General features: G+C 67.8%; 18 protein-coding genes and 3 tRNA genes. 5 read left to right on the forward strand and 16 right to left on the reverse strand.

Annotated elements, in window-relative coordinates; translation table 11 throughout:
* Positions 1–47: 47 nt before the first annotated feature.
* Together O4N75_RS12315 and sseA are read left to right on the forward strand one after the other, a co-directional pair.
* Complete coding sequence (locus O4N75_RS12315) at positions 48–1,046, forward strand: cysteine synthase A (RefSeq protein ID WP_269625838.1); 999 nt, start codon at positions 48–50, stop codon at positions 1,044–1,046.
* A 2-nt stretch (positions 1,047–1,048) separates the two neighbouring features.
* The gene (sseA, locus tag O4N75_RS12320; RefSeq protein ID WP_269625839.1) at positions 1,049–1,882 is read left to right on the forward strand and encodes a 3-mercaptopyruvate sulfurtransferase; all 834 of its coding nucleotides are present in this window, start codon (positions 1,049–1,051) and stop codon (positions 1,880–1,882) included.
* On the opposite strand, the gene O4N75_RS12325 is transcribed toward sseA, so the two are convergent.
* Positions 1,879–2,943: an amino acid ABC transporter substrate-binding protein gene (locus O4N75_RS12325; protein ID WP_269625840.1), complete on the reverse strand. Its 1,065-nt coding sequence runs from the start codon at positions 2,941–2,943 to the stop codon at positions 1,879–1,881. The two genes, sseA and O4N75_RS12325, sit on opposite strands and share 4 nt — an antisense overlap.
* Positions 2,944–3,043: 100 nt before the next feature.
* Between O4N75_RS12325 and metC the strand changes: the two genes are divergently transcribed.
* Positions 3,044–4,237: a cystathionine beta-lyase gene (gene metC / locus O4N75_RS12330; protein ID WP_269625841.1), complete on the forward strand. Its 1,194-nt coding sequence runs from the start codon at positions 3,044–3,046 to the stop codon at positions 4,235–4,237.
* On the opposite strand, the gene O4N75_RS12335 is transcribed toward metC, so the two are convergent.
* The 13 genes from O4N75_RS12335 to O4N75_RS12395 all read right to left on the reverse strand — a co-directional run bounded on the left by O4N75_RS12335 (position 4,234) and on the right by O4N75_RS12395 (position 14,068).
* Positions 4,234–5,544, reverse strand: a complete 1,311-nt coding sequence (locus tag O4N75_RS12335) for a M20/M25/M40 family metallo-hydrolase (RefSeq protein WP_269625842.1) — start codon at positions 5,542–5,544, stop codon at positions 4,234–4,236. The two genes, metC and O4N75_RS12335, sit on opposite strands and share 4 nt — an antisense overlap.
* Positions 5,545–5,672: 128 nt before the next feature.
* Positions 5,673–5,749: transfer RNA gene (locus O4N75_RS12340), tRNA-Arg, on the reverse strand.
* An 11-nt stretch (positions 5,750–5,760) separates the two neighbouring features.
* On the reverse strand, positions 5,761–6,066 hold the full coding sequence (locus O4N75_RS12345; RefSeq protein ID WP_269625843.1) for an ETC complex I subunit: 306 nt from the start codon (positions 6,064–6,066) through the stop codon (positions 5,761–5,763).
* Positions 6,067–6,094: 28 nt separating this feature from the next.
* Positions 6,095–6,171, reverse strand: a tRNA-Pro gene (locus tag O4N75_RS12350).
* A gap of 71 nt (positions 6,172–6,242) precedes the next feature.
* A complete protein-coding gene (locus O4N75_RS12355; RefSeq protein ID WP_269625844.1) occupies positions 6,243–6,671 on the reverse strand; it encodes a PaaI family thioesterase in 429 nt (142 codons plus the stop codon).
* The gene (locus O4N75_RS12360) at positions 6,664–7,155 is read right to left on the reverse strand and encodes a DUF192 domain-containing protein (RefSeq protein WP_269625845.1); all 492 of its coding nucleotides are present in this window, start codon (positions 7,153–7,155) and stop codon (positions 6,664–6,666) included. Before O4N75_RS12360 ends, O4N75_RS12355 begins: the two co-directional genes overlap by 8 nt.
* Before the next feature lie 129 nt (positions 7,156–7,284).
* Positions 7,285–7,884 (reverse strand): cold-shock protein, encoded by a 600-nt coding sequence (locus O4N75_RS12365; RefSeq protein WP_269625846.1) that lies wholly within the window; start codon positions 7,882–7,884, stop codon positions 7,285–7,287.
* A 167-nt stretch (positions 7,885–8,051) separates the two neighbouring features.
* Positions 8,052–8,126 (reverse strand) — tRNA-Glu (locus tag O4N75_RS12370).
* 124 nt (positions 8,127–8,250) lie between these two features.
* Positions 8,251–10,050, reverse strand: coding sequence for a single-stranded-DNA-specific exonuclease RecJ (recJ, locus tag O4N75_RS12375; protein WP_269625847.1), 1,800 nt, complete (start codon positions 10,048–10,050; stop codon positions 8,251–8,253).
* A gap of 4 nt (positions 10,051–10,054) precedes the next feature.
* Complete coding sequence (gene glpX, locus O4N75_RS12380) at positions 10,055–11,008, reverse strand: class II fructose-bisphosphatase (RefSeq protein ID WP_267230189.1); 954 nt, start codon at positions 11,006–11,008, stop codon at positions 10,055–10,057.
* Between the two features lie 45 nt (positions 11,009–11,053).
* Complete coding sequence (locus O4N75_RS12385; protein WP_269625848.1) at positions 11,054–12,343, reverse strand: homoserine dehydrogenase; 1,290 nt, start codon at positions 12,341–12,343, stop codon at positions 11,054–11,056.
* A complete protein-coding gene (locus O4N75_RS12390; RefSeq protein ID WP_267230186.1) occupies positions 12,340–13,560 on the reverse strand; it encodes an LL-diaminopimelate aminotransferase in 1,221 nt (406 codons plus the stop codon). The genes O4N75_RS12385 and O4N75_RS12390 overlap by 4 nt, the downstream gene beginning before the upstream one ends.
* 115 nt (positions 13,561–13,675) lie before the next feature.
* Entirely contained in the window at positions 13,676–14,068 is a 393-nt protein-coding gene (locus tag O4N75_RS12395; protein ID WP_269625849.1) for a hypothetical protein, read from the reverse strand.
* 161 nt (positions 14,069–14,229) lie between these two features.
* Between O4N75_RS12395 and phaC the strand changes: the two genes are divergently transcribed.
* The gene (phaC, locus tag O4N75_RS12400; RefSeq protein ID WP_269625850.1) at positions 14,230–16,170 is read left to right on the forward strand and encodes a class I poly(R)-hydroxyalkanoic acid synthase; all 1,941 of its coding nucleotides are present in this window, start codon (positions 14,230–14,232) and stop codon (positions 16,168–16,170) included.
* 23 nt (positions 16,171–16,193) lie between these two features.
* Entirely contained in the window at positions 16,194–17,138 is a 945-nt protein-coding gene (locus O4N75_RS12405; RefSeq protein ID WP_269625851.1) for an alpha/beta fold hydrolase, read from the forward strand.
* Positions 17,139–17,141: 3 nt separating this feature from the next.
* Here the strand turns inward: O4N75_RS12405 and O4N75_RS12410 are convergent, their stop codons facing one another.
* Together O4N75_RS12410 and msrB are read right to left on the reverse strand one after the other, a co-directional pair.
* Positions 17,142–17,720: a histidine phosphatase family protein gene (locus tag O4N75_RS12410; RefSeq protein WP_269625852.1), complete on the reverse strand. Its 579-nt coding sequence runs from the start codon at positions 17,718–17,720 to the stop codon at positions 17,142–17,144.
* A 10-nt stretch (positions 17,721–17,730) separates the two neighbouring features.
* Positions 17,731–18,213 carry a peptide-methionine (R)-S-oxide reductase MsrB gene (gene msrB, locus O4N75_RS12415; protein ID WP_269625853.1) on the reverse strand — a complete coding sequence of 161 codons (483 nt, stop codon included), beginning with the start codon at positions 18,211–18,213 and terminating at the stop codon, positions 17,731–17,733.
* Between the last annotated feature and the right edge of the window lie 21 nt (positions 18,214–18,234).

Below are 18,234 nucleotides of genomic sequence, written 5' to 3' on the forward strand. Positions count from 1 at the left end.
GCTTTGCCCCCTGTTCTGCGCCTGCCGCCCGGCTTAAGTAGTCGGCTATGACCGTCGCCAGCAGCGTCCTCGACGCCATCGGAAACACGCCCCTGATCCGTCTTCGCCGTGCAAGCGAGGCGACAGGATGCGAAATTCTCGGCAAGGCCGAGTTCATGAACCCGGGAGCCTCGGTCAAGGACCGCGCGGCCCTCTATATCGTGCGCGATGCTGAACGGCGCGGCCTGCTGCGGCCCGGCGGCCGCATCGTCGAGGGCACGGCCGGCAACACCGGCATCGGCCTGGCGATGGTCGGGGCGGCCAGCGGCTACAAGACCACCATCGTCATCCCGCGGACCCAGAGTCAGGAAAAGAAGGACGCCATCCGCCTGCTCGGCGCCGAGTTGGTCGAGGTCGACGCCGTTCCCTACTCCAATCCCGACAACTACGTCCGCTATTCCGGCCGCCTGGCCGAGGAGCTGAACGCCAAGGAGCCGGCCGGCGCGATCTGGGCCAACCAGTTCGACAACGTCGCCAACCGCCAGGCGCACGTCGAGACGACGGCTCCGGAGATCTGGGAACAGACCGGCGGTAAGGTCGACGCCTTCATCTGCGCGGTCGGCTCGGGCGGCACGCTCGCCGGCGTCGCCGAAGGCCTGCGCGCCCGCAATCCGAACGTGAAGATCGGCCTGGCCGATCCGCATGGGGCGGCGCTCTATTCCTGGTACGCCGACGGCGAGCTGAAGTCGGACGGAACCTCGATCAGCGAGGGCATCGGCCAGGGCCGGATCACCGCCAACCTCGAAGGCCTCAAGGTCGATCATCCCTACCGCATCGACGACATCGAGATGCTCAAGGTGATCTTCGACATGGTCGAGCACGAGGGCCTTGTGATGGGCGGTTCGACCGGCATCAACGTCGCCGGCGCCATGCGCATGGCCAAGGACCTCGGCCCCGGGCACACCATCGTGACCATCCTCTGCGACCAGGGCGCCCGCTACCAGAGCAAGATCTTCAACCCCGTCTTCCTCAAGGAGCGCGGCTTCCCGATCCCGCGCTGGCTCTAGCCATGGACCCGGTCGTCTCCACTGCCTGGCTGGCGGACCGCCTGGGTTCGGTCCGCGTCGTCGACGGCAGCTGGCACATGCCCGCCGAGGCCCGCGACGGCCGCGCCGAATATCTCCAGCGGCATGTTCCTGGAGCCGTGTTTTTCGACATTGATCATGTCGCCGACCACGACACCGACCTGCCGCACATGCTCCCGACTCCCGAGGCCTTCGCCCAGGCCGCCGGCGAACTCGGCCTGTCCCGCGACGCCGACATCGTCGTCTACGACGTCCACGGCATCCGCTCGGCCGCCCGCGTCTGGTGGACCCTGCGGGCCATGGGCTACGACAAGGTCCGCGTGCTAGACGGCGGCCTTCGCAAGTGGCTCGCCGAGGGCCGTCCGGTCGAGGCCGGCGACGTGGTTCCCTCGCCCGCCGCCGTCGCGCCGCGATTCGACCCCGACCTCGTGAGAAGCGCCGCGGACGTCAAGACCATCCTGCAATCGGGCTCGGCGCAGATGCTCGACGCCCGCTCGGCCGCCCGCTTCCGCGGCGAGGCGCCCGAGCCGCGCGCCGGCCTGCGGTCCGGGCACATGCCGGGCGCGGCCAACCTGCCCTGGGAGCAGGTCATCGCCGAGGACGGAACCTTGCGCCCTGCCGCTGAACTCAAGTCCGTCTTCGAGCAGGCCGGCGTCGATCTCGCCAGACCGATCGTCACGACCTGCGGGTCCGGGGTCACCGCCTCGGTGCTGGCCCTGGCCCTCGCGCGGCTCGGACGGGACCGCACGGCGGTCTATGACGGCTCCTGGAGCGAATGGGGCGGCCTGGCCGACGCCCCCGTCGTCACCGGCGCCTAGCGCGCAGGCGGCGCATAGAGCAGGCCAGGCTTCGGGGCGCTCCAAAGCGCATTATGGCCGCGCTCCAGCTTCAAGGCCGACTGCGCCCCCAGATTACGGGCGAAGACTTCGTCATAAGCGCCGACCTGCATGATCGCCTGTAGGGCGAAGTCCCGGCGCAGGCCCATCAGCGGCCCGAAATCGCCCTCCACCCCCAGCAAGCGGCGCACCCGCGGGTCGACCGAACTCTTGGCCAGTTCCTCGGCCGTCTTCGAAGTGACCCCGAACTCCTCAGCGAGGATCAGCGAATAGACCGTCCAGCGCACGATGTCAGTCCACACCGGATCATCCTGGCGAACCACAGGCGCCAGCGGCTCCTTCGAGATCACGGTCGGCAGGATCACGTGGGCGTTGGGATTGTTCATCACCGATCGCGCCGAAGCCAGGGCCGAGACGTCGGCCGTGAACGCATCGCAGCCTTCGCTCTGGTAAAGGGCGCGGGCCTCGGACTCGGACTTGGTCACGACGGGCGTGTACTTGAGTCCTCGGGCCTTGAAGTAGTCCTCGACATTGGTCTCGCTCGCCGTGCCGCGCTGGACGCAGATCCGCGCGCCGTTCAGCTCATCGGCGCTCGTCAGGTTCAGCGACTTGGGCGCTAGAAACCCTTGCCCATCGAAATAGGTGATCGCCGCAAAGTCGACCCCCTCGCCCGCGTCCCTCGCCAGCGTCCACGACGTGTTGCGGGCCAGGACGTCGATCTTGCCGCCGCGCAAGGCGGCGAAGCGTTCGGCCGCCGCGACGGGCGTAAAGCGCACAGCATTGGCGTCGCCGAGCACGGCGGCCGCGACGGCGCGGCAAATGTCGACGTCGAATCCACGCCAGGCGCCGCGATCATCGGCGTAGGCGAACCCCGGCAGGCCCGGATTGACCCCACAGGATACCCACCCTCGAGCCTTCACCGCCGTCAGCGTGGGACTGGGTTTGGGCTTGTAATCTCCCGTCGTCGGAGGCGGCTCCACCTTCGGCGCGGGCGGCGGCGGCGGTGCGGCTTGCTCCCTCCCGCAGGCGGCCAGCAACAGCATCGCGGCGACGCTACTGGGGATCTTGGTAGAAATACTGAGCCGGGAGATTGGCCGCCCTCCTTGATTGCTTAGCTGTGGAGGCTCTAAGTGCCATGCGATCATGGCTCAAGTTCGCTCCACCCCGTCAACCCGCGTCACCCAAGAAACCCGCCTCATTCGCGCCGGGGCGCACGACGGCGAGCTCGTGAAGACCGTCGGCCCGCCGATCCAGAAGGGCTCGACGGTGCTGCTGCCCAATGCAGCGGCCCTATACGACGATGATTCGTTCCTCACCTACGGCCGCGCAGGCCTCGCGGCCCACGACGCCCTGAGGCAAGCGCTGTCCGAGATGGAGGGGGCTGCGGGCGTCTGCCTATACCCGTCGGGCCTGTCGGCGGTGACCGGCGCGGTTCTGGCCGTTCTGCAGGCGGGCGACGAAGTGCTGGCGGCCGACAACATCTACAAGCCCAGCCGGCGGTTCTGCGACAACGTCCTGAAGCGCTACGGGATAGGGGTTCGCTACTTCGATCCCCGGCTGTCGCCGGAAGCCTTGCTCGACCTAACGGGTGAGCGGACGCGGCTGATCATGATGGAGTCGCCTGGCTCGCTGACCTTCGAGATGATGGACCTGGCGGCCGTCGCCGAGCTGGCGAAGGCGAAGGGCGTCCTGACCCTGACCGACAACACCTGGGGCGCCGGCTATCTGTTCAAGCCGCTAGAACACGGCGTGGACATCAGCGTCCAGGCGCTGACCAAGTATGTCGGCGGGCACTCCGACGTGTTCATGGGATCGGCCGCGGCTCGCGACCCGGCGTTGGTGCATCAACTCGCGGAAGGGGTTCACAATCTCGGCTGGTCGGTCTCGGCGGACGACGCCTACCAGATGCTGCGCGGCCTGCGCACGCTGCCGGCCCGGCTCAAGGCCCAGGGCGAGTCCGGCTTGCGCATCGCAACCTGGCTGGCGGCCCAGCCGGAAGTCGCCGAGGTCATCCATCCGGCGCTGCCGGGCGCGGCGGACCATGCCCTCTGGGCGCGCGACTACAGCGGCGCCTGCGGCCTGTTCGGCTTCGCGCTGAAGGGGGGCACGCCGCAAGCCGCGGACGCGTTCCTGGACGCCCTGAAGTTGTTCGGGCTGGGTTTCTCGTGGGGCGGTTTCGAGAGCCTGGCCATCGTCAGCGACCCTCAGCTCGGCAAGCGCAAATTCGCCCCGACCTACGACGGCCCGCTGATGCGCCTGCACATCGGTCTTGAGACCGAGCAGGATCTGATGGCGGACCTCCGCCGTGGCCTCGACGCCTTCTCCGCCGCGCGCTAGGGCCGCGCCATCCGGCTCATGAACAGGGCCGCCCGCTTGGTCTGCCGATCGATGCTGGACAGGTCCATGGTTTCGCCGGGCGCATGCGCCCCGGCGCCCGCCGCGCCGAACCCGATCAGGCCAGGGACGATGTCGCCGACGAAGCCGATGTCGCCTGCCCCCCGCTTGAGCGGATCAAGCTCGGCCATCAGCTCAAGCCCAAGGTCTCGATTGACCTCGTTGAGCCGCCCCAACAGCTGTCGCGACGCCTCGCTCGGGGCCATGGCCGGATAGCCGCCATCGAAGGCGATGGACGCGCTCGCTCCGTTCAGCGGCTGAGCCACGATAGCCCGCATCTTGGCCCGTACGCTTTGTGTCTGGGCGTTGGAAAGCGTCCGCAGATCGCCGCGCGCCACCGCCTGCGCGGGGATGATGTTGGTCTTGCCTGTGGCGACGCCGCCCGTGTCGCTGTCGTTGGGCGCGGCGGCTGTCCCGGCCAGCATATAGCCGACATTGAAGGTCGCGTTCGGCTCGCGCGCCTCCTTGCGGAAAGCGTCGACGATGCGGGCCAGTTCATAGGCCGCGCCATATCCCACGGTGTCGTTGAAGACGCCCGACGAGTGGCCGGACTTGGCTGTGACCGTCAGCGTCCAATCGGTCGACGACCGGCGGGCGATCGAGGCCATGTCCTTGCCGTTCTCCTGGGCTAGTCCCTCGAACTCGAGCGCCATGTCGCTGGCCTTGGCGGCGTCGATCAGCTCCGCGCGCGACACCGACAGGGGCCTCCCCCCGCGTTCCTCGTCGCCGGTCAGGACGATGGTGATATCGGCGTCCTTCAGGGTCCCCGCCGCCTGCATAGCCCGCAGGGCCGCGACCATGATGACCAGTCCGCCCTTCATATCGTTGACGCCCGGCCCCTCGGCGAGGTCGCCCCGGCGGACGTACTTCTGGAACGGACTGTCGGGTTCGAAGACCGTGTCGAGGTGGCCGATGAGCAGCATCCGCTTGCCCTTGCCCGATCCACTGTGGACCGCCACCAGATGGCCGGCGCGATCGACCTCGTGCATCGGGACCCAACGGACCTCGAAGTCCAGCGCCTTCAACTCGGCCTGCATCCGCCGGCCGACCTCTTCGACGCCGGGCTTGTTGAGGGTGCCGCTGTTGATGTTGACCAGCGTTTCCAACAGCTGGAGGGACCGGGCCTCCTCGGCGGCCGCCGCCTGGACCAGCTGCTGCTCCTGCACCGTGAGGCCAGCCGCCAACGCTGGGCCGCCCGCCAAGACGACAAGCGCCGCCAAGACGGCGGCGGAGTTCTTGATGCAGGTCATCGCAAATCCCCAGGTCACAGAATCAAGCGGCGACCATCCCTGTCCCTGCCAGCAAACTCAACCTTGCCGCTTAGAGCCGCTGCGGCCGCGACGTTGGGCCTGAACCCTGTCTCGTCGGGAGGCGGAGTTGGCGCGCCCAGCAGGACTCGAACCTGCAACCGTCCGCTTAGAAGGCGGATGCTCTATCCGGTTGAGCTATGGGCGCCTGGCAGGCGCTTAGTGCGTCCAGGACTGCTTGCGATTGTAGGCGAAGTTGTCGGCGTAGGCCTTGAGGATGCGCTTAGGCGCCTTCGGCTCGGTGATCTGGAACGGAATGCCGTGCGCCTGGGCGTAGGCCACCGCCTCGTCGCTGGTCTCGAAGGAGAGACGAATCTGGCCGTTCATGTCGCTGGTCAGCGTCCAGCCCATCAGCGGATCCGAACGGCGGGCCGAGGCAGGCTCGAACTCGAGCACCCAGTCCTTGGTCTTGGCCTTGCCGGACTGCATGGCGTTCTTGGCCGGACGATAGATGCGCGCGAGCATGCGAACCCTCATAGAAATCTGACCGGCGTGGTCGGGGCGGCAGGATTCGAACCTGCGACCCTCTGCTCCCAAAGCAGATGCGCTACCAGGCTGCGCTACACCCCGAAGAGCGCCGGAGAGCGCGGGATATAAGGCTTTGGCCTTTCCCGCAATTGAACAAAGTCGCGCGGCGGCGCCTAGCCGTGCCGCCGCATCAACTTGAACACCGCCGAGCCGCGCACGACATCCGTTCCCGCGACATGGGCGCGGGCCTCCACGAAGGCGACGTCGCGCGTGGCGCGCGTCACCCACGCCTCGCCCATCACCCATTCGCCGACCCGCGCCATGTGCAGGAAGTCGATGGAGAGGTGGATCGTCACCGCGGTCTGCCGCGCGGCCCGATATACCGCCGCGCCCATCAGGCCGTCCAGGAAGGCGGTCAGCATCCCGCCATGCACCAGCCCCAGCCCATTGGCGTGGCGCGGCAGGGCGTAGAACGCCTGCTCGGTCACCTCGCCCATCTCGGCGCGATGAAAGTACGGGCCGTTGTGGCTGGAAAACGGCCCCCGGCTACCGGACGCGACAAAGCCGGGCGGCGGCTCGGGAACAACGTCCTTGTCAGTCACGCTTGAAAATCCGGTGTTCGATGCGGTCGCCGGGCATCAGGCCGATCTCGCCTGTCCGCCCGCCAGCCAATTCCAGCACGCCGACCACGGGGCCGCCCGACGGAATCGGCGCCTCCGACAGCGGCGTCGTGTTGCGGGCGATGGACAAGATCGTGCCGTCCGTCCGGATGTAGATGATGTCCAGTGGGATCAGGGTGTTCTTCATCCAGAACGCCACCTCACGCGGCGTCTTGAAGTCGAACAGCATGCCCCGATCGGGCGGAACCTCCTTGCGGAACATCAGCCCTCTTTCGCGCTCGGCGTCGGTATCGGCCATCTCGACGAAGAAGCGAGTGCGGCCGGTAGGCGTCACAGCCTCCAACGCCTCGAAGCCGGCCGGCGGCTGTCCGACCGCTCCCCCCGTCGGGGTCGATGCCGCAGCAGGCGCAGCAGCGTGCGTCGCCGATTCCTGCGCCGCTGGCTCCTGCGCGCAGGCCGCAAGCAACGAGAGGGCGCCGACAAGCGCGGTCAGGCCGCGTCGCGGCCTTTTCTGACTAGGCACCGGAAACCTCCGAGCTGTGGGTCCGGCGCGCGACGGTCGTCGCGCGCCTGGGTCGAGAGCCCGCGCAGGGCTCTAGGCCAGACCTACAGACTCGATCTCGGCGACGACAAGCCCCTTCGGACCTTCCGCGAACCGCACCATGACATCATCGCCCGGTTGCAGGTCCTCGATACCGGACCGGCGCAGGGTTTCGATGTGCACGAAGATGTCGCCGCTCTCCCCGTCCCTGACTACGAAGCCGTAGCCCTTGGCGCGGTTGAACCACTTCACCTTGGCGCGCTCCAACGGGCCGTGCGGGGTCAGCGGACGGCGCTGCGGGCGGGCGCCAAAGCCCCCGCGATCGAAGCTGCGTCCGTGATGTCCCTCGTCGTGCCTTCGCCGGTCGGATGGCGGCGGGGCGGAACTCTCGTCCACCTCCAGCACTTCTGCGACCTGCCACCCCTTCGGACGCCTGATCACGTCACAGACAATCACCGCTCCTTCGAGCGCGCTCTCGCGCCCCGAATTGCGAAGACTTGTGACGTGAAGCAATACGTCCTTGAGCCCCGTTTGATTGGGGTCGTCAGGAACGACAAATCCATAGCCCTTGCCGGCGTCGAACCACTTCACACGCCCGCTGATCCGCACGGCTTCTTCGTGTGGACCTACTCCCTCGAATTCGTAACCAGACATCTGCCCCTCTGGCCCCGGTCTCCCCCCGATCCTTTCGGATATGGCCAACTAGAACAGTGTTCTCGTTACGCTAGTGCCGTCAATGGGGCATTTTACAAGCAACACACGTCCCGGTCGCAAAACTCGCGCCAGCGTCGTGAAACTCTACATTTTGGGGAGCCTCGCGGTGGCAGTCCCTAGGGGAGTCGAACCCCTCTCTCCAGGTTGAAAACCTGGCGTCCTAACCGATAGACGAAGGGACCGCGTCCGCGAGAGCGGTGTCTATATGGGCGAATCTTCGGGTGCGCAAGCGCCTTGCTCAAACCTTTTTCAGCACGGCGTTATCCGAACCGTCGCCAGAGGCGCGCAGCCCTTCTGGCTCAAGGCTTAGCCGACGCGCCGGGGGTCCGCGGCGTCTTCGATTTCAAGCTCGACGCTCTCACGTCCCTGCCAGTCATCGGGCTTCAACCGGCCGGCGACATGGATCGCGCCGGCGCCCCCCAGCAGCGTGCGGCCCAATTCGGTCTCCTCGGCCCGCCAGGCCACGGCCTTGAGGCGGCCGCCGGAGCCGTCCGTCAGCGTGACCCGGACGTGGCCGCCGCGAAGAGCCATCGGCCGCTCGACGCGGACATTGGCCGCCGCAAACATCGGCTCCGGATTGCCGGGCCCAAACGGCGCCATGGCCTGGAAGGCTTGCCAGAGCCCCCGGTCGGCCCCGCCGGCGGTGACCAGCGCGTCGATGTCCAGGGCGTCCTCTGCGGCGGCGATCTGCGCCTCCGCGGCGATGTGATCGTTCAGGAAGGCCCGCAGATCCGGGATGAGCTCCGGCCGGACCGAAAGCCCCGCGGCCATGGCATGCCCGCCACCGGCGAGCAGCAGTCCCTCGTCGAACGCCGCCTGCACGGCGCGCCCGAGGTTCACTCCGGGCTGGGAGCGGCCAGAGCCCTTGCCGACGTTCGCCGCGCGGTCGACGCCAATCACCATCGTCGGCTTTCGGTAGCGCTCACGCAGCCGGCTGGCGACGATGCCGATGACCCCTGGATGCCAGCCGTCGGCCGCCACCAGCGCCATCGGCGCGTCGGCCTGGTTGCTTTCACGTTCGACGATGCGCACGGCCTCGTCGAAGATCTCCTTTTCGACCTCCTTGCGCGAGGCGTTGAGGCCGTCGAGTTCGGCCGCCAACGCGGCGGCCTCCTCGGGATCGTCGGTCGACAGCAGCCTTGCGCCAAGGTCGGACCGACCGATGCGACCGCCGGCGTTGATACGCGGTCCCAGGATGAAGCCGGCGTGGAAGACGCTGGCGGGTCCGGAGCCCTTGGCGACCTCAAGCAAGGCCTTAAGGCCGGGGTTGCGCCAGGCCGACATGACCTTCAGCCCCTGAGCCGTCAGCGCGCGATTGAAGCCGACCAACTGGGTGACGTCGCAGATCGCGCCAAGCGCGGCGAGATCGAGCCACTGGCGCAGATCAGGCTCGGCGCGATCAGAAAACAGCCCCCTGCCCCGCGCCTCGCGATTGAGGGCCGCCAGCAGCACGAAGGCGACCCCGGCGGCCGCCAGGACGCCCTGCCCCGACTCGCAGCCCGGCCGATTGGGATTCACCAGCGCGGCGACGTCGGGGATCTGATCGCGCATCAGGTGGTGATCGATCACCACCACCTCGAGGCCGATCTCCTTGGCGCAGGCCAGCGCCTCGTACGCGGCGGCCCCGCAGTCGACGGTGACGACCAGATCGACCCCCGACTCGCGGATCTTGCGGAACGCCGCCGGCGACGGGCCATAGCCCTCGGTCATCCGGTCGGGGACATAGATCGGCAGTTCCTTGCCCATGCCCCTGAACCAGCGGACCAACTGGGCAGCGCTCGAAGCGCCGTCCACGTCGTAGTCGGCGAATACGGTCATCGGCCGGTCGGCCAGCAGAGCGTCGATCAGGATCGCCGCGGCCCGATCCATGTCGAGAAAGCTCGACGGATCGGGGAACTGCGCCTTGAGGGTAGGATTGAGGTAAGTCTCGCCGCCGTCGGCCGCGACCCCACGCGAGGCCAGCGCCCGCGCCAAGGGTTCGGAAAGCCCGAGCGCGAGCTGGTGGCGGCGCACCACGGCGGGATCGGCTGGCCGTTCACGCCATGCGCGGCCGGAAAGCGACCGCACAACGCCAAGATATCCGGCCGCCGAGCCCCCGTCGGGCACGGTTCTAGACCGGCCGCTTCATCCGCACTTCACGCACCGTGCGGGTCGAGGAGTTCATCACGAGGGTGTGGGTGTGGACGAAGCCGTCCTCATAGGCCACCCCGTCCAGCAGAGCGCCGTTGGTGACCCCCGTCGCCGCGAAAATCGCGTCGGCGCGGACCATCTCGTGCAGGTCGTACTTCTTGTCGAAATCGGTGATCCCGACCCGGGTCGCCCGCGCCTTCTCGTCGGCGTTGCGGAACACGAGACGGCCCTGGAACTGGCCGCCGACGCACTTCAGCGCCGCGCAGGCCAGGACGCCTTCCGGCGCGCCGCCCTGGCCGATGTAGAGGTCGACGCCAGTGGTCGGGTCCGAAGTATTGATCACCCCGGCCACGTCGCCGTCGGTGATCAGGTAGACGCGCGCGCCCACCGAACGGACCGAGGCGATGATCTCGGCATGGCGCGGGCGGTCGAGCACGCAGACGGTGATCTCGGACGGATCGACGTCCTTCGCCTCGGCCAGCGCCTTGACGTTGTCAGCCGGCGACTTGTCGAGGTCGATCACGCCGGCCGGATAGCCCGGGCCGCAGGCGATCTTGTCCATATAGGTGTCCGGCGCGTTGAGCAGGCTGCCCTTCGGCGCCCAGGCCATCACCGCCAGGGCGTTGGCCATCGCCTTGGCCGTGAGCGTGGTGCCTTCCAGCGGATCGAGCGCGATGTCGATCGCCGGGCCTTTGCCGCGGCCGACCTTCTCGCCGATGTACAGCATCGGGGCTTCGTCCCGCTCGCCCTCGCCGATCACGATCTCGCCGTCGATGTCGAGGTCGTTCAGCGCCGTGCGCATGGCGTCCACGGCGGCTTGGTCAGCGGCCTTCTCATCACCGCGTCCAACCAGCTTCCAGGCGGCGATTGCGGCGATCTCTGTCACCCGGACCGCGTCCAGAACCAGACCGCGATCCAGATCTTGCGAACTCATCTGTCTCTCCCAGCACCTCGAAGGGCGCAGATTATCCTTGGATTCTTATATGCGGGCGATCCGCAAGAGGCGCGGTCTTTCCAGCACCGCCGGCAGATTGGCGATGCGGTCGATCGCCGCCGTCAGCACCGACTCGGCCACGGCGTGCGTGGTGAGCACGATCGGCACGCCTTCGGCGTTCTCTACCGGCTTCTGCAGGAAGCTCTCGATCGAGACGCCGGCCTCGGCCAGGGTCTCCGACACCGCGGCGATGACGCCCGGCTCGTCCTTGACCAGGAAGCGCAGGTAGGCGCGGCTCAGGCTGCGGGACGGATCGACCGGCGTGAACGGCTTGAGCGCCTTGGCCGGCGCCTGGAAGACCGGGCGCTTGGCGTTCGTCATCACGTCGGCGATGTCGGCGGCCACGGCGGCGGCGGTCGGTCCCGAGCCGGCGCCCGGCCCCTGGATGAAGATCCGGCCGATCCGCGTGCCCTCGATGAACAGCGCGTTGAGCGCGCCGCCGGCCTGGGCCAGCGGATGGCTCTGGGCCACCAGCGTAGGATGGACGCGAACGAGGACGCCCTCGGCCGACCGGTCGGCCGAGGCGATGAGCTTGATCTTGTAGCCGAGGTCCTTGGCCAACTGGATGTCCAGCAGAGCCACCTGGTCGATCCCCTCGATCTCAGCCGCCGCATAGTTCGGAGCGCAGCCGAAGGCCAAGGCGGCCAGGATCGAGATCTTATGGGCGGCGTCGAACCCGCCCACGTCCATGGTCGGGTCGGCCTCGGCGTAGCCCAGGCGCTGGGCCTCCGACAGCACGTCGGCGAACGAGCGGCCGCCGCTGTCCATTTCCGAGAGGATGTAGTTGCAGGTCCCGTTGAGGATGCCGGCCACCGACTTCACGTCGTCGCCGACCATGGCCTCGCGCAGCATCTTGACCGCCGGCGTTCCGCCCATGACCGCGGCCTCGAACAGCAGCGGCACGCCCTTGGACTCGGCCAGGGCCGCCAACTCGGCGCCGTGCTCGGCGATCAGCGCCTTGTTGGCGGTGACGACCGGCTTGCCGGCGTTGAGCGCGGCTTCGACCGCGGCCTTCGCCGGGCCGTCCGAGCCGCCGATCAGTTCGACGAAGATGTCGACGTCCGGCGACTTCGCCAGTTCGACCGGGTCGTCGTACCAGGGCAGATTCGAGATATCGAACGGACGCGGCCGCGAGCGCGAGCGCGCCGAAACGCCGGTCACCACAGCCTGGCCGCCGGCCGGAGCGAAGCCGGCCTCATCCGACAGGAAGTTCAGCAGGCCGCCGCCGACCGTACCCAGGCCCGCGACGCCGACCCGCCACTCAGTTTTACTCATTGCGCCGCCATAGTGTTGTGGGCCCGGCCGAGGATTTCGTCGGCATTGGCCAGAAATTTCTTCACGTTGCGCGCGGCCTGCCGAATCCGGTGCTCGTTCTCGACCAGACCGATACGCACATAGCCCTCGCCGTATTCGCCGAACGCCACGCCGGGGGCCACGGCCACGCCGGCCTCCTCGATGAGCAGCTTGGCGAACAGCATGGAGCCGGCTTCCCGGAACTTCTCAGGCAACGGCGCCCAGGCGAACATCGAGGCGGGCGGCGGCGGGATGTCCCAGCCGGCGCGCTTCATCGACGACACCAGCGTGTCGCGCCGCGACTTGTAGATCGCCCGGATCTCGTCGACGCAGTCCTGCGGCCCGTTCAGGGCCGCCGCCGCAGCCACCTGGATCGGCGTATAGGCGCCGTAATCGAGGTAGGACTTCACCCGCGCCAAGGCCGCGCACATCCGCGCGTTGCCCACCACCATGCCGACGCGCCAGCCGGCCATGGCGTAGGTTTTCGACAGCGAGTTGACCTCGACGGCGATGTCCTTGGCGCCCTCGACCTGCAGGATCGACGGCGGCGGGTTGTCCTCGAAGTAGATCTCCGAATAGGCGATGTCCGACAGCACGAGCATGTCGTGCTTCTTCGCCAGGGCCACGGCTTCCTTGTAGAAGTCGAGATCGACCCACTGGGCCGTGGGGTTCGACGGATAGGACAGGATCAGCACGCTGGGCGGCGGCGCCGAGTGCTTCACCGCCCGGCTGATGCCCGACAGATACTCTTCCGGCGACGGCGCCGGGACATGCCGGATGACCCCGCCGGCCATGATGAAGCCGTAGGCGTGGATCGGATAGGCCGGGTTCGGACAGATGACGACGTCGCCGGGCGCCGTCAGGGCCTGGGCGAGATTGGCGAAGCCTTCCTTCGAACCGAGCGTCGCGATGACCTCGGTGTCGGGGTTCAGGTCGACGCCGAAGCGCTTCTTGTAGTAGCCGGCCATGGCCTTGCGCAGGCCAGGGATGCCCTTGGAGGCGGAGTAGCGGCCCGCCTTCGGGTCGCGCGCCGTCTCGATCATCTTGTCGACGATGTGCTTGGGCGTCGGCATGTCGGGATTGCCCATGCCGAAATCGATGATGTCGACGCCCTCGCCGCGAAGCCGCGCCTTGATGCGGTTCACTTCTTCAAAAACGTAGGGCGGAAGCCGGCGAATACGGTGGAATTCGGGAGTCATTTCGAGCTCTGGCCGCGACCCTCGCGGCGGTGGGGAGCTAACGTCGCGCATGGATAGCCCCCATGACAGGGCCGGCCAAGCAGGTTCACGGTCATTTATGCCCCCGCTAGCCGTGTTATCTCGGCGGCGGAGGCGGCGTAGCTCGCTCCCGCAGTTCCTTCGCGAAGGCTTCGCTGGACGGCGTGGTCGAGGCCTCGACCCCAATGTCAGGGCCGGCCTGCGCACGCGCGCGCGTCACGAATCGCTCAGTCCCGCTCAGCGTCCAGGTGTTCGGAGCCGTATTCCGTTCGACCTTGGCGGCGGCGACCTCAAGCTGATCCGCCGCCTGTCCCCATGCCGCTACGGGCCGGGACGGCGGCGGCGATGCCGGAATCTGGTCAAAGGTCGGAAAAGATCGCGACTCGTGCGCCATCCGCGCCACGTCGTCGGCCACCGCCGAATTCGCGTCCACCTTGGCCTCGGCGAACGGATTTCCCGCGCAGCCGGCCGCCAGCACGGCGACGGTCATGCAACCGAGCACGCCCCGGGCGGAGGACCCGAGCGACGAACATGCAAAAAGTCGAAGCGGCGCGTTCATTTTCGTCTTGGTCTTATGCCACTATCGCGTCGGGCGGAAGAGCGTGGGCGCTTTCACTCCAAAGGAATGCGTAAGCGGGAGGACAACGGGCGATGAGCGATCAGGCCACTGCGCCGCCGAAAGCCAAGGCGAAAAAGAAGGTCAAGGCCGCGAGCAAAGCCGCTGAGAAGACCAAGGCCGCCGCCTCGCCGGCTCCGGCGGCCGCGCCCGAGCCGCCCGAACCTGATGCGCCCGGCGCCTCGAGCTTCTCGCAGCTCAGCGCCGAACAGCGCGACATGATGGAAAAGCTCTCGAGCAATCTGGCCCGTGCGGCGCTGACCGCCCAGGGCGCCATCGCCGAGGCCGCCTTGCGCCAGGCCGAGCGCCCGGCCGGGCTGCAGCCCGACCCCTTCCATGTCGCCCCCGCGCTGACCGACGTCATGGGCCGCCTGATCGCTCAGCCTGACCGCCTGGTCCGCGCCCAGGCCGATCTCTTCCAGCGCTATCTGGAGCTCTGGCAGTCCGCCGCACGTCGCGCCGGCGGCGAGACCGTCGAGCCCGTGGTGCAGCCTGAGCGCGGCGACAAGCGCTTCAACGATCCCGATTGGGCCGAGAACCCGGTCTTCGACGTCATCAAGCAGTCCTACCTGCTCACCTCCAACTGGCTGAACGGCCTGGTGGCCGAGGTCGAGGGCGCTGACCCGATGACCAAGCGCCGGGTCGAATTCTTCATGAAGATGCTGACCGACGCCTTCTCGCCGTCCAACTTCCTGGCTTCCAATCCGGCCGCGCTGCGCGAAGCGATGGCCAGCCGCGGCGAGTCGCTGGTCAAGGGCATGGAGAATTTCGCCGCGGACCTCGCCCGCGGCGGCGGCCAGCTGGCGATCAGCCAGACCGACTATCAGATGTTCAAGATCGGCGAGAACGTCGCCACGGCGCCGGGCAAGGTCGTCTTCCAGAACGAGATCCTGCAGCTGCTGCAGTTCGCCCCCACGACCGATCAGGTCCACGAAATCCCGCTGCTGATCTTCCCGCCCTGGATCAATAAGTTCTACATCTTGGACCTGCGCCCGGAGAACTCGATGATCCGCTGGCTGACCGACCAGGGGTTCACGGTGTTCGTCGCCTCGTGGGTGAACCCCGACCCGACCATGGCCGGCAAGACCTTCGAAGACTACATGCACCAGGGCATCTACGCGGCCACGGACGCCGTGATGGCCCAGGCCGGCGTCGATCGGGTGAACACCGTCGGCTATTGCATCGGCGGCACCCTGCTCTCCGCGTCGCTGGCGCACATGGCCGCCAAGAACGACCAGCGGATTTCATCGGCCACCTTCTTCGCGGCCCAGCAGGATTTCGCCGAGGCCGGCGACCTGCTGCTGTTCACCAATGAGGACTGGCTGGCGGATCTCGAGAAGCAGATGGACGCCGCCGGCGGCGTGCTGTCGGGCCAGGCCATGGCCGAGACCTTCAACTCGCTGCGCGCCAACGACCTGATCTGGTCGTTCTTCGTGAACAACTACCTCATGGGCAAGGAGCCCAAGCCCTTCGACCTGCTGTTCTGGAATTCCGACCAGACACGGATGCCCAAGGCGCTGCACCTGTTCTACCTGCGCAAGTTCTACGGCGAGAACGCTTTGTCGAAGGGCGAGCTGGTGCTCGACAACGTCAAGCTCGACCTGAAAACTGTGAAGACCCCGGTCTATGTGCAGTCCTCCAAGGAGGACCACATCGCCCCGGCCCGCTCGGTCTATCGCGGCGCCAAGCTGTTCGGCGGACCGGTGACCTTCACGCTGGCCGGCTCGGGCCACATCGCCGGCGTCATCAACGCGCCCGCCGCCAACAAGTATCAGCACTGGACTAACAGCGCCCTGCCCGACTCCGTCGAACAGTGGATGGGCGGCGCGGTCGAGACGCCAGGCTCCTGGTGGCCGCATTGGGCGCAATGGCTGCGGGCCAAGTCCGGCGGACTGGTGCCGGCCCGAGATCCCGCCAAGGGCAAGTTCGCCCCTATCGAGGATGCGCCGGGCTCCTATGTGAAGGTGAAGTCTTAGGCTGAGCTTTCTTTGTGGGCGAGATGATCAAGACGGTCGTGCTGGGGCTAGCGGCGCTGCTCGCCCTATGGGTCGGCGCGGGCTTGGCGCTGGTGGCGTTGTCAGGGCCGTTCGAGCCCAGCGGCCGCTATGTCGACATCGGCGGGCGCAAGTTGCGGCTCGTCTGCACCGGGCCGAAATCCGCCCAACCCGTAATCTGGATGGAGGCCGGCGCCTGGGGGCTGGCGGCGGACTTCGCCGCCGTCCAGCAGCGGCTCTCCGGCAAGGGACTTCGTTCCTGCGCCTATGACCGCGCCGGCATGGGGTTCTCCGACCCCGGCCCCCAGCCTCGCGATAGCGCCGCGATCGCCGGGGACCTCCACAAGCTGATCGCCGCCTCCGGCGAACCCGGCCCGTTCGTGTTCATGGCGCATTCGATGGCCGGGCAGCACATCCGCCTCTATGCGGGCCAGCATCCGGAGCAGGTCGCCGGCTTGGTGCTGCTTGAAGCCACGACCCCGGAAATGGCCGGGCGCCCGGAAGCCCAGAAGTTCCTCAACCGCGTCCAGGCCATCGCCCGTGCGACCGCTCTCGCCGGCAGCCTCGGCCTGACCAAGATCGCCTACTACAAGGGCGACCGGATCGGCTTGCCGCCGCAGGGCGGCGCCGAAAAGCGTCACGCCTTCGTTTCGGGACGGCACGCGCGCACCGCCGCCGACGAGGTGCTGGCCTGGCCCCAGGGCGCCGCGCAAGCTGCAGCGACGAAGCTTGATCCAGCCTGGCCGGTCGCGGTGGTCACCGCCGGCAACGCCGAGTTGATGGCCGGCTGGAACGAGGTCCGCCGTGCGCCAGAGCGCAACTCCCGCGCGGGCTACTACGAAAACGAGGCCCAGGCCGGCCACGCCACCCTGCTCGGCCTCACCCACTCCGACGCCGTACTCCGCGGCGTCGATCACGTTTTGGCGGCGCTGGCCAAGCCATCCAGGTGACCGCTAGTCGGGAATCGACTGCCAGCTCCGCCGAATAGTCAGCGTGTCGCGGTCGATCTCCAGCCAGCAGCCGCCGCCCGGATGTGCGGGCCGGTCCTCGCGCCCGATCTCGACACCCTGGAGGTGAGCCGTCAGCAGGCGCCCGACGCCGCCATGCGAGACCACCAGCAGGTCGCCCTGCTCTGGTTCGTCCCGCGCCAGACGCCTGACTGCGCCAACGATCCTGGCCTGCGCCGCGCGCGCGCGCTCCCAGCCGCGAACGCTCTCGTCCGGGCGGGCGAAGAAGACCTCGACCACCTCCCAGAACTCGGGCGGCGCAAGATAGCCCGTCGAGGACCGATCATTTTCGCCGAGGTCGGGATCGACCCGCTGCGGAACGTCGAGCGCGGCCGCGGCGATGGCAGCGCCATCGGTCGCCTTTCGCTCCGTGCTTGAATAGACCGCCACTACGCCTTGCCTAGCCTCACAGCCGACAAAGTGTTCCATCCGCCGTCGCCCGACGTCCGACAGCCGCCACTCCGTGATCGGCGTCGCCGGGTCGATGATCACTTCGGGATGGGTCAGGAAATAGATGGTCGCCATGTCGCGCAGACTAGGCGGGCGTGAACCTCAGCGCATCGCCGTTGTTGCAATAGCGCAGCCCCGTCGGGCGCGGGCCGTCAGGAAACACGTGACCCTGATGGCCGAGGCATCGTGCGCAATGGTACTCGGTCCGCGGCACGCCGATGGCGAAGTCGGTCTTCTTGCCTAGAGCGCCCTTGATGGCCGTGTAGAAGCTGGGCCAGCCGGTGCCGCTCTCGAACTTCCACTGGGATACGAACAACGGCAGCGCGCAGCCGGCGCAGAGATAGGTTCCCTTCCGCTTTTCCTTGTTCAGCGGACTGGTGCCGGCCATCTCCGTCGCCTCGCGGCGCAGGACGTTGTAGGTCGGTGTGTCGAGCCGCCGACGCCATTCGGCGTCGGACAGCTTGCGCCATGGCGAGGCCGCATAAGGATCGTCAGCGGCGGCGGCGAGAGCCGGGACGCAGGCCAGCGCCGATCCCATCAGAAATGCGCGTCGGTCGATCTTGATCATGCCAGGAGATACGGCGCTCTC

The sequence above is a fragment of the Phenylobacterium sp. NIBR 498073 genome, assembly GCF_027286305.1.
Classification (GTDB): domain Bacteria; phylum Pseudomonadota; class Alphaproteobacteria; order Caulobacterales; family Caulobacteraceae; genus Phenylobacterium.